The following is an 11,274-nucleotide window of genomic DNA, read 5'->3' as shown; positions in this document are numbered from 1 at the left end:
CCGGGTCCCTGCTCTATGAGCGCATGCACATGGCAACGGCGGCAATGGAGGATGCGGAAGCCGAAGTTGCACAAACGGGCGGCGTGGTGACAGGTCGCCTTCGACTGGCGCTTCCCGCGACATTCGGGCGGCGCTGCATTGCGCCGATGCTGCCGGACTTCCTGACGGCCTATCCCAACGTCTCGATCGAGGCCGAGTTTTCCGACCGCTACGTGGATCTGATCAACGAGCGGTTCGATTTGGCGATTCGGATCGGCGAACTCCATGATAGCCGCCTGGTCGGCAGAAAGCTCGCCGTGAATGAACGGGTTCTATGTGCGGCGCCGTCTTATCTTGCGGCGCATGGCACGCCGGCAACTCCAGAAGCGTTGAGCGAACATGCTTGCCTGGCCAATCAGCGTTTCAGCGGCTTTCCCGAATGGCGCTTCCGCAAGGGCAGTACCGTCGCGTCCGTGCGCGTGAATGGCCGTTTCATCGCCGACGATCCCGACAGCCTCGTTGCTGCGGCGCTCGCGGGAATGGGGATCGTGGTCTGCGCAAAATGGCTCACGGTTGCGGAACGCGCGCAGGGGCAGCTCGTGCCGATCCTGGCGGATTGGACCTTCGAACGAGAGGGCGGCATTTATCTGATCATGCCGTCCGCCCGCTTCATCGCGGGGAAGACCAGGAGCTTCGTTGACTGGATCGCGGCGCGGTTTAAGGAGCCAAAGTGGTGAGCGACGTCCTGCCGCAGTAAAGGGAGACCTTCGAAAGGTTGGAGCTACCTAACAGAAGGACAAATAGATGGACCTCGCCTTGCTCACACAGCGTCCGCTTCCCCAACCGCCTCCGGTTGGCCGGCAGCTTCTTCTGCGTTTCGGCGAATCAAACCATCGGAAATATAGTGGAGAGCGTTTTTTCTCAGTACCGACTTCGACGTTCCTAAAAGAGAGTGCTTGGACGGAGCAACCGATGTCTGGCTCCGGCGATTTGGACCTTTATGGGTACCTTGATATCCGTGCCGCCCTGCTATGTCAGCTTCCATGAAGTTTGGCCGGGGGCGGGTAAGACTACAAAGGATCGTGAGCAGTACACACGCCGGGGCCTAAGCGATGTCAGCTTTCCCGGGCTGTAATTCCAAAGCGGACCGGCTGCTTCCGGCCCGGTCTCGCCATAAGGCGAATGTCCGGTATCCACTTTCGCCGGCCGAAAGCTGACTGGCGGAAATCCACCCAAAGCCGTCCATCCGAGGGGAGCCGAACCCACCGGCATTAGGGCTGGGAAGGTAGGCCGCGCGCACCCGTCAAATCCCTATGCCAGCGGTACTAGTGGCAAGGCCGTGACGGACGCTGCGGGGTGACTTGCTGAGGTACACAAAAGGGGTCACAATGCGTTTCGATGCAATTCGGGCGCTTCGTAACTTCGCAGTAGCTTCTTTGAACTATTCAACTTCAACGTCCTCGGGCAGTGAGATGTCGCCATCTCCCTCACCCGGCACCAAACCTTCCCGCCGCCGCGTTAAGAAAGCGGCCGCTTTTTGAAAAAAGCGGCGCAAAAACTTTTTTATGCTGGGCCATGGGCTGTGTCAGCGCCGACGCCCATAACCCAGCATAATAAAGTTTTTTTGCTTCTTTTTGTTCACAAAAAGAAGCCTTCCCTGATACTCCATTGCCGCGATGATCATTTCCGCCCCCAAGCTTTTCCTGCACGGCGCCTTCAGCGGACCCGGCGCCGTGCGCGTCGAACACGGGCGCATCGTGGAAATTCTCTTCGGCCCCGTCGAGGCGGACATCCGCCTCGATCACGGCTTTCTCACGCCCGGCCTGATCGACCTGCACAATAACGGCGCCTTCGGCGTCGATTGCGCCACCGCGCAACCCCAGGACTGGGACCGATTCGTCGCCGGGCTGCACGCGCATGGCGTCACCGCGGTGCTGCCCACCATCATCACCGCGCCGCTGCCGGTCCTGTGCGCGGCGGCGGAAAATGTGGCGGCGGCAATGGCGCGGCATGAGTCCCTGCTCGGCCTGCACCTGGAAGGCCCGTTTCTGGCTCCGGCCAAGCGCGGCGCACACCGCGCGGAGTGGGTGCGCGACCCGGACGAGGCCGCTTTGGATACCCTGCTGGCCCACGAGCCCCTGCGGCGGGTTCTGCGCCTGGTTACGCTGGCGCCGGAACGGCCCGGGGCGCTGTCCGCCATCCGCCGGCTGGCCGCGGCCGGAATCACCGTGTCGCTCGGCCATACCGAGGCCGATGCGGCGCAGATGCGCGAAGCCGCCGCCGCCGGGGCGCGCATGGTCACGCATGTGTTCAATGCGCAATCGCCGCTGCTCCACCGTGCGCCCGGCGCCCCCGGCGTCGCCCTCACCGACCCGCGCCTGTTTCCCTGCCTGATCGCCGACGGCGTGCATGTCGCCCCGGAACTGCTGCAAATCGCCTTCACCGCCTGCCCCCGCGCCATCGCGGTCACCGATTCGATCCTCGTCGCGGGCCTGCCAGCCGGCGCCGAACACGATTTCGGCGGCGCGCCGGTCACGCTGGGGCCAAACGGGGTCGGCCTGCGCGCGGACGGCACCATCGCCGGCGCCGGCATCACGCTGGATGAGGGGGTCCGGCGGCTGATTGCCGCCGGGGTGCCGCCGGAGGTGGCCCTGGAAGCCGCCACCGCGCGGCCGGCCGAGGCGCTCGGCCTTGCCGATCGCGGCCGGCTGGCGCCGGGCGCCCGCGCCGACCTCGTCTGGTGGGGGGATGATTTTTCCGTCCGGCAAGTCTGGACGGGCAACGGCCCGCCCACTGTCGCCGCCCGCCTTGGCACCGAAACCGCGCGCGACGATCTGCTCGACCTCGACGAGCGGCCCAGCCTGGACATCGTCGAACTGTTCCTGTCCCAGGAAAGCGCGGCGCAACGCGCGCTCAGCGCCGCCGCCCCTGCCCTCGCCGCGCTCGCCGACGCAGTGGCCCAGCGCCTCAGCGCCGGCGGGCGACTGTTCTATGCCGGCGCCGGCACCTCCGGCCGGCTCGGCCTGCTGGACGCGGTGGAATGCGGCCCCACTTTCGGTATCCCGGACGGGCTGATCGTGCCCATTCTGGCCGGCGGCGACATGGCGTTCCTGCACGCCGTCGAAGGCGCCGAAGACGATGAGGAAGCGGCCATCGCCGCCTTGCGCTCCCATGATTTTTCCGCCGCCGATGCGCTGGTGGGCATCGCCGCCTCGGGCGGCACGCCCTTCACGCTCGCCGCCATCCGGCACGCCGCCTCCCTGGGCGCGCTCACCGGCGCGATCCTTAACGCCCCGGGCGGGAAATTGGCCGAGGCCGCGCAGATCGCCGTGCAGATCGCCTCGGGCGCGGAAATCATCGCCGGTTCCACCCGGCTTTCCGCCGGCAGCACGCAGAAAATCGCGCTGAACATCCTCTCCTCGACGGTGATGATCCGCCTTAACAAAACCTTCGGCCCGTACATGGTCGATGTCCGCGCCACCAACGAGAAGTTGCGCCGTCGCGCCATCCGCATGACTGCAAAAATAGCAAACGTGTCAGAACCCGCCGCACTGCTTGCACTGGAGGCTTGCCGGATGCATGTAAAAACGGCTGTGGTGATGCTGTCGCGCGCCCTCTCCCCCGAGGAAGCCGCGCAATGTCTCGCACAGGCGGGCGGTTCGCTGCGGCGGGCCCTGAACGAGCGGAGCTGAAGGACATCGGAACATGGCCGGCAGGCTGGTGATTTTTGCGAAAACGGTCGATGACTTCATCATCGACCGCGCCCTGCAACCGGGGATCAATTTCGCGCACTGGTATCTTGGCCTTCCGCTCTACCTCATAGCCCGGGTCTGCGCGGTGCTCGGCGCCGGGGTCGGGGTGATCTGGCTGCATCGCTTCGACCGTTTCCCCAGCGTCGATTTCTACCAGGACATGCTCTGCCTCGGCATCATGGTCATCGTCACCTTCGTCCAGATCCAGGTACATGAGGCCCGCGCGCCGCGACATGCAAGCGCCCTACCCGCGGTGCGCGCCACCGGGCTGTTCTGGCGCACCGCCTGGTTGCTCGACCTCGCCGTGTTTCCCTGCCAATGGCCGCTCGAGGCGCATAACGAACTCGGCTTCAACTTCGCCTGGACCCTGCTGGTGGTGCTGCCTTATTGGATCATCTGCTGCCGCCGCGAGCCGCCGCCGCTGCGGCGCGAGGTCGGCGTGCTGCGCCCGGTGACGATCCCCGCCCGTTAGCCGATTTCCGCTTTTTTATCTGAATCCATATTGATTTTCCCCGGCGTCGGCGTATAGCCCGCCTTCGGCTGCGGCGCTCCGCGCCATCTTTTTCTCTAACCCGCAGGAACACATGAAGCCCCGATCTACCAGCCAGACCTCGGAGAGTGACAGTCGGCGCACCGCGCCCGCTGAGCTTGCCGCCGTCTGGATCATCGCCCGGGCCGGAATGTTCGGAGCAGCGCGCACCTAGCCGCTGATCCCCTCCATCCCTCCCGGGTCCGCTGCCAACGCTGACTTAGGAGGGATCAAAATGATCTTTCGCCGCAATAAAACACGCCTCACCGCCATCCCCGCTTTGCAGGAGGTGGTCTACGCCGAAATCCCGCCGCGCCGCCGCGTCATCGCGAGCTGGCGTCGCGACGAGTCCGGCCGCGTCCATATGGTGTGGAAACTGGTCCCGACAGACGGGAAAAAGGCCGCTTGAGGCGGTGAGAAAGTAAGGAAGCGCTACTTTTTGTGAACAAAAAGTAGCAAAAAAACTTTGTTATGCTGGGCCTGAGGCTGTGTCGCTGACAATGCCCCTGGCCCAGCATAATAAAAGTTTTTGCGGCGCTTTTTTCAAAAAGCGCCTGCTTTCTTTTTAAGCCGCCTTCGCTTCGCGGCGGCGGCGGGTGAGGATGAACTCGGTATAGCCGTTCGGCTGGTTGCGGCCTTCGAACACCAGATCGAGCGCCGCGGCGAAAGCCGGGCCCTTGAAGTCCGGCGCCATCGGCTTGTAGGCCGCATCGCCGGCGTTCTGCTTGTCCACCACCACGGCCATGCGCTTCAGGGTTTCCTCCACCTGCGCCTTGGTGACGATGCCCTGCAGCAGCCAGTTGGCGATGTGCTGCGAGGAGATGCGCAGCGTCGCGCGGTCTTCCATCAGCCCGACATCATGGATGTCCGGCACCTTCGAGCAGCCCACGCCCTGATCGATCCAGCGCACCACATAGCCGAGCAGGCCCTGGCAGTTATTGTCCAGCTCCTGCTGGACTTCCGCCGGGTTCCAGTTCGGCCGGTCAGCCAGCGGGATGGTGAGCAGGTCGTCGAGCTTCGCCACGGTGCGGGATTTCAGCTCTTCCTGGCGCGCGGCGACATCGACGGCATGGTAATGCGTGGCATGCAGCGTCGCGGCGGTGGGCGACGGCACCCAGGCGGTGTTGGCGCCGGCCTTGGGATGGGCGATCTTCTGTTCCAGCATCGCCGCCATCTGGTCGGGCGCCGCCCACATGCCCTTGCCGATCTGCGCCTTGCCCTGCAACCCGCAGGCGAGGCCGAAATCGACGTTGCGGTCCTCATAGGCCTTGATCCACGGCGTGTTCTTGATATCCGCCTTGCGGATGAACGCGCCGGCCTCGATCGAGGTGTGGATCTCGTCGCCGGTGCGGTCGAGGAAGCCGGTATTGATGAACACCACGCGCGACTTAGCCGCCTGGATGCAGGCCTTGAGGTTGGCGCTGGTGCGGCGCTCCTCGTCCATGATGCCCATTTTCAGGGTGTTGGCGGGCAGCTTCAGCAGCTTTTCCACCGCGCCGAACAGATCGTTGGCCAGCGCCACCTCTTCCGGCCCGTGCAGCTTCGGCTTGACGATATAAACCGAGCCCTTGCGCGAATTGGCGCGCGACTTCAGGTCGTGCATGGCGATCAGCGAGGTGATCACGGCGTCGATCACCGTCTCCGGCACTTCATGGCCGGCGGCGTCGAGGATGACGTCGGTCAGCATATGGTGGCCGACATTGCGCACCAGCATGAGCGAGCGGCCGTGCAGCGTCACCTTCCCCTTGCCGTCCGGCGCGACATAAACGCGGTCCGGGTTCAGCTTGCGGGTGAAGATTTTGCCGTTCTTCTCGACCGGGGCTTCCAGCGTGCCCTTCATCAGGCCGAGCCAGGCGCGATACACCTCCACCTTATCGGCGGCGTCCACGGCGGCAACGCTGTCCTCGCAGTCCATGATGGTGCTGATGGCGGATTCAAGAATGATATCGGCCACGCCGGCGGCGTCGTCCTTGCCGATCGGGCTCGCGGGGTTGATCACCAGCTCGACATGCAGCTTGTGATTCTTCAGCAGGATCGCCGTGGGGTGCGTCGCCTCGCCATTATAGCCGACAAACTTCGCGCCATCTTTGAGTCCGGTCTCGCCGCTCGGCAGCGCCACGGAGAGATGCCCATTCTTCACGCGATAGGCCTGGGCGTCCTTATGGCTGCCGTGGCTCAGCGGAAAATTGGCGTCGAGGAAGGCGCGGCCACGGGCCACGACCGCCTGCGCGCGCGCTTTGTTGAAGCCGGCGCCCCGCTTCATCTCCCCGTCCTCGGGAAGCGCGTCGGTGCCGTACAGCGCGTCGTACAGACTGCCCCAGCGGGCATTGGCGGCATTGAGCGCGTAGCGGGCATTGTTGACCGGCACCACGAGCTGCGGCCCGGCGATGGCCGCGATTTCATCGTCGACATGGTCGGTATCGACCACGAAATTCCCCGGCTCCGGCAACAGATAGCCGATTTCCTTCAGGAAAGCCTGGTAGGCGGCGGCATTGTGCGGCTGGCCCTTGTGGTCGCGGTGCCAGGCATCGAGCTTGGCCTGAAGCGCATCGCGCTTGGCCATCAGCGCGGCGTTGCGCGGGGCGAATTCCGTCAGCAATGCAGCAAAGCCGTCCCAGAAAGCGGTGGCATCGAGGCCGGTGCCGGGCAGCACTTCCTTCGCCACCAAATCATAAAGGACCGTGGCGACCTGCAGGCCACCGGCATTGGTTCTGGGTTCGGACATTGTAGGACTCCTCAATTTGCACGCATCAGATGCCGCATCGCCGCGGAATTGCAAGGGGCCGTCATTCACGCCCAAGCTGCGGGATGCGGTGCGCGCCGCCCGCGCCCGACGCCCCAGCCGGGCTTCCGTCCGCGTCCTGGCGCCATTTAAATTACATTTAATTTATGTCCCGGCATGCGAAAGCCCCCTCTTGCGGCGCAACGGCATTTCCGTCATCAACGAGACACGAGTTCGCTCAAGAGCCGGGCCGGCCTTTGCTGAACCCGCCCAAACGAACCCGGGACGATTAACGGCCGGAACCTTCCGGCCACCGAGATTAAGGGACCGATGACCGTTCTGCCGACCGACTTGATCATGTTCCGTTCGGATGAGACGCGGCTCACGTCTGCCCCCTTGTTTTCCCCCCCAAATCGCGGCGCCGCGGCACAGAGAAGAAGAACGAACTCTTCGCTGCCAGCGGACGCGCCGCAGCGGAGTTTCCTGTTTAATGACAAAAAAAATGTTGATCGACGCCAGCCACGCGGAAGAAACCCGCGTGGTGGTGCTGGATGGTAACCGGCTTGAAGATTTCGACGTCGAGACCGCCAACCGCAAGCAGATCAAAGGCAACATCTACCTTGCCAAGGTAATCCGGGTCGAACCCAGCCTGCAGGCGGCGTTCGTCGAATATGGCGGCAACCGCCACGGCTTCCTCGCCTTCGGCGAAATCCACCCCGATTATTACCAGATCCCGGTCGCCGACCGGAAACGACTGCTGGAAATGCAGGCCGAAGAAGACGAGGCCGAAACCGCCCGCGCCGAAGCCGCCGAGGTAGCGGCGGAGACCGCGGAGACATCGCAGGCGGCGCAACCGCTGGAAATCACGGCGATTGAGATTTTGGCGGCTCCGCCGCCGGGCGAAATTTTGGCGGCTCCGCCGCCGGGCGAGATTTTGGCGCCGCCGGACGGCGAGACGGCCGAGGCCGTCCGGCCCGCGGCATCCCCGGCCGAAGAAGCGCCTTTGGCCACAGAAAGCGCAGCCGCCACCGATATCGTGGAGCCGGACGCGAACAGCGCGCCGGCCGAAGCCGTGGACGGCGCGCCGGCCCCCGTCGCCGAAGGTGACACCGCCGGCGAGATGACCGAGGCTGAGGCCGGCCCGCCGCCGGAAAGCCTGGGCGGCGACGGCGACGACGCCGCCGAGGCGCGCGAGCGCCGGCAGCGCCAGCGCTTCCTGCGCAATTACAAGATTCAGGAGGTGATTCACCGCCGCCAGATCATGCTGGTCCAGGTGGTGAAGGAAGAGCGCGGCAACAAAGGTGCGGCGCTCACCACCTATCTCTCGCTGGCCGGCCGCTATTCCGTGCTGATGCCGAACTCTCCCTCCGGCGGCGGCGTGTCGCGCAAGATCACCTCCGTCGCCGACCGCCGGCGCCTGAAAGAGGCGATGGCCGAGCTCGACGTGCCCCAGGGCATGGGGCTGATCGTGCGCACCGCCGGCGCCAACCGGCCGAAGCCCGAGATCGTGCGCGACTGCGAATATCTGCTCCGCCTGTGGGACGATATCCGCGAGCGGACCATGGAAGCGGTGGCCCCGGCGCTGATCTATGAGGAAGCCAACCTGATCAAGCGCACCATCCGCGACGTGTATACGCGCGACGTGGACGAGGTGCTGGTGGACGGCGAGGAAGGGTTCCAGGCGGCGCAGGAATTCATGCGCATGCTGATGCCGAGCCACGCCAAGAAGGTGCGGCTCTGGGGCGAAGGCCAGCCGCTCTTCTCCAAGCACCAGGTCGAAGCCCAGCTCGATGCGATGCTGAGCCCGGTCGTGCAACTGCGGTCCGGCGGCTATATCGTCATCAACCAGACCGAGGCGCTGGTCGCCATCGACGTGAACTCCGGCCGCGCCACGCGCGAGCGCAACATCGAAGACACCGCCCTGCGCACCAATCTGGAAGCAGCCGAGGAAATCGCCAAGCAGCTGCGCATGCGCGACCTGGCGGGGCTGGTCGTCATCGACTTCATCGACATGGAAGTCCGCAAGAACAATGCGGCGGTCGAGCGCAAGATGAAGGAAGCGCTGAAGAACGACCGGGCGCGCATCCAGATCGGCGCGATCAGCCATTTCGGCCTCATGGAAATCAGCCGGCAGCGGCTCCGGCCCTCGCTCACCGAAGCCTCCATGGTGGTCTGCCCGCATTGCGCCGGCATGGGCCATGTGCGGTCGCCGGAGAGTGCCGCGCTGCATATCCTGCGCGCGATCGAGGATGAGGGCGCGAAATTCCGCGCCGCCGAAATCGCCGTGACCTTGCCGCCGGAAATCGCCTTCTATCTGTTCAACCACAAGCGCGACCGCCTCTCCGTGATCGAGGGGCGCTACAGCATGCGGGTGATTTTCGCCCCGGATGCGACGCTCACCGGCTCGAATTTCCGCATCGAGAAAATCCGCGCGCAGACCGCCGCCGCGCCGGCTCTGCCGCCGGCCACTTATGCCGGGCCGGTCCAGCCCGAGCGCGCGTCCGAGCGTTTCGTTGCCGAGGCGGTGGAGGCCGAGACCGGAGCAGAGGAGCCGGAGACCGATGCGCCGCAGGCGAGCGACAGCGCCGAGGAAGGCGAACGTAAGCGCCGCCGCCGCCGTCGCCGCGGCAAGCGCCGTCCGGAAACCGGCGCCGAGACCGCCGCCACTGACGCCACCGCGCCGGAAAGCGCCGGCGAGACCGAGGTGGAACCCGTGGAAATCGCGTCGGCCCTGCCGGCGGAACAGCCGAACGAGCTCGATCTGGTTCTGGCCGCCGCCTTCGCCGAACCCGTTGAACGGGCCGCCGAGGCCCTCGCGCCGGCCGCGGAGCCGGCCGCCGAAACGCCGGAAGGCGAAGCGGCCCCGCGCCGCCGCCGCGCCCGTGGCCGCCGCCGGGCCGAAGACGAGGTCGAGGCCGCGCCGGCGGAAATGCCGGCCGAGCCGGTGGTCACCGAAGCCGCGGAAGTCACCGCCACGGCCGAACCTGCGGAAGACGCGGCGCGCCCCAAACGCCGCCGCACCAGGACCACGAAGGCCGCCAAGGCCGCGTCCGAAATCGAGGCCGCCGAAAGCGTGGCGCCGGCCGAGAGCGCCGCGCTTGTGGCGCCGACACACGCCGCGCCAGCTGAATCGGCGGTTCCCGTCGCTGCCCTGGTCGCCGAAGCGACAATTATCCCCGAAGCCGAAGCCCCGGCGGCGGAACCGGCGGTAAAGCCGATCGTCATCGGCGCCGCCGAGGCGCCCGCCATGGAGAAGAAGCGCGGCTGGTGGCGCCGTTAAGGCGACCGATAAAACCAGGAAACTTCCTTCGTTCGGGCCGTGGCGGCTTCACCGCCACGGCCCGAACGTGTTTTTGCGCCCAAACAAAGCGGTTTTCCGCGCGGCTTGCCCTCAGGCTTGATATCCTCTCCGCGACAGACCAGAATTATGCTAGTGTGGCCTATCAAAGCCACTTTCAGGAGCGAAATAATCCCATGGCTTACAACCCGAACGGCAACTCCTACCGCACCGCGCAGGCCGGCTATGAAGCGGCCAGCAGTGCGGCGCTGCTCGATCAGGGCCTCCGCGCTTATATGTTGCGCGTGTATAACTGGATGGCGTCCGGCCTCGTCCTCACCGGCGTGGTGGCCTACGCCATCTCCCATACCAGCCTGATTAACGCGTTCTACCCGATGGTGCAGACCGCCGCCGGCCAGTTCGTCCGCGCGCCTTCACCGCTGGCCTATATCGCGATCTTCCTGCCGCTGGTCTTCGTGATGGTGATGAGCTTCGGCATCAACAAACTGTCCACCACCGCCGCCCAGGCGCTGTTTTGGGTCTTCTGCGCGGCGATGGGCGCCAGCCTGACCACCATCTTCCTGGTCTACACTGCGACCTCGATCGCGCAGGTGTTCTTCGTCACCGCCGGCACCTTCGCCGGAACGAGCCTCTACGGCTATACCACGAAGCGCGACCTCACGAGCTTCGGCAGCTTCCTGATCATGGGGCTGATCGGCATCATCATCGCCATGCTGGTGAATATCTTCCTGCACTCCCCGGCGATCAATTTCGCCGTCAGCGTGCTCGGCGTGCTGATCTTCACCGGTCTCGCGGCCTATGACACCCAGCGCATCAAGACCAGCTACCTGCAATACGGCGCGTCCTACGGCGCCGCCATCGCCGGCAAGCGCAGCGTGTACGATGCGTTGTCGCTGTACCTGAACTTCATCAACCTGTTCATGTTCCTGCTGCAGCTGTTCGGTCAGCGCAGCAATCGCTAAGTAAGAAAGCAGGCGCTTTTTGAAAAAAGCGC

The 11,274-nt window shown here is 65.1% G+C and carries 8 protein-coding genes; 6 read left to right on the top strand and 2 right to left on the bottom strand.

The annotated features are described in order from the left end of the window. On the top strand, window positions 1-716 hold a 716-nt coding region (locus VNC39_RS12030; protein WP_325399505.1), incomplete at its 5' end, for a substrate binding domain-containing protein. A 750-nt stretch (window positions 717-1,466) separates the two neighbouring features. On the opposite strand, the gene VNC39_RS12025 is transcribed toward VNC39_RS12030, so the two are convergent. Next, window positions 1,467-1,727, bottom strand: a complete 261-nt coding sequence (locus tag VNC39_RS12025; RefSeq protein WP_325399503.1) for a hypothetical protein — start codon at window positions 1,725-1,727, stop codon at window positions 1,467-1,469. Between VNC39_RS12025 and nagA the strand changes: the two genes are divergently transcribed. From nagA to VNC39_RS12010, 3 genes are all read left to right on the top strand, one after another. After that, the gene (nagA, locus tag VNC39_RS12020; RefSeq protein ID WP_325399501.1) at window positions 1,713-3,671 is read left to right on the top strand and encodes an N-acetylglucosamine-6-phosphate deacetylase; all 1,959 of its coding nucleotides are present in this window, start codon (window positions 1,713-1,715) and stop codon (window positions 3,669-3,671) included. The genes VNC39_RS12025 and nagA overlap by 15 nt on opposite strands. Before the next feature lie 13 nt (window positions 3,672-3,684). Beyond that, window positions 3,685-4,203, top strand: a complete 519-nt coding sequence (locus tag VNC39_RS12015) for a hypothetical protein (RefSeq protein WP_325399499.1) — start codon at window positions 3,685-3,687, stop codon at window positions 4,201-4,203. A gap of 292 nt (window positions 4,204-4,495) precedes the next feature. Next, window positions 4,496-4,669 (top strand): hypothetical protein, encoded by a 174-nt coding sequence (locus VNC39_RS12010; RefSeq protein ID WP_325399497.1) that lies wholly within the window; start codon window positions 4,496-4,498, stop codon window positions 4,667-4,669. Between the two features lie 156 nt (window positions 4,670-4,825). Here VNC39_RS12010 and VNC39_RS12005 read toward each other — a convergent pair whose 3' ends face one another. Further along, window positions 4,826-6,985 carry a malate synthase G gene (locus VNC39_RS12005; RefSeq protein ID WP_325399495.1) on the bottom strand — a complete coding sequence of 720 codons (2,160 nt, stop codon included), beginning with the start codon at window positions 6,983-6,985 and terminating at the stop codon, window positions 4,826-4,828. Between the two features lie 487 nt (window positions 6,986-7,472). Between VNC39_RS12005 and VNC39_RS12000 the strand changes: the two genes are divergently transcribed. Then, window positions 7,473-10,262, top strand: coding sequence for an Rne/Rng family ribonuclease (locus tag VNC39_RS12000; RefSeq protein ID WP_325399493.1), 2,790 nt, complete (start codon window positions 7,473-7,475; stop codon window positions 10,260-10,262). A gap of 194 nt (window positions 10,263-10,456) precedes the next feature. Next, on the top strand, window positions 10,457-11,242 hold the full coding sequence (locus tag VNC39_RS11995) for a Bax inhibitor-1/YccA family protein (protein ID WP_325399491.1): 786 nt from the start codon (window positions 10,457-10,459) through the stop codon (window positions 11,240-11,242). Window positions 11,243-11,274: the final 32 nt, after the last annotated feature.

Source organism: Acidocella sp. (genome assembly GCF_035535915.1).
GTDB lineage: Bacteria > Pseudomonadota > Alphaproteobacteria > Acetobacterales > Acetobacteraceae > Acidocella.
Note: the sequence above shows the minus strand (reverse complement) of the source record. Positions and strands in the feature narration are given on the sequence as shown.

Bases quoted from the DNA above. Each gene is read 5' to 3' on its own strand.
- VNC39_RS12010 (WP_325399497.1), top strand. From the start codon at position 4,496: ATGATCTTTCGCCGCAATAAAACACGCCTCACCGCCATCCCCGCTTTG.
- VNC39_RS12005 (WP_325399495.1), bottom strand. From the start codon at position 6,985: ATGTCCGAACCCAGAACCAATGCCGGTGGCCTGCAGGTCGCCACGGTC.
- VNC39_RS12015 (WP_325399499.1), top strand. From the start codon at position 3,685: ATGGCCGGCAGGCTGGTGATTTTTGCGAAAACGGTCGATGACTTCATC.
- VNC39_RS12000 (WP_325399493.1), top strand. From the start codon at position 7,473: ATGACAAAAAAAATGTTGATCGACGCCAGCCACGCGGAAGAAACCCGC.
- VNC39_RS11995 (WP_325399491.1), top strand. From the start codon at position 10,457: ATGGCTTACAACCCGAACGGCAACTCCTACCGCACCGCGCAGGCCGGC.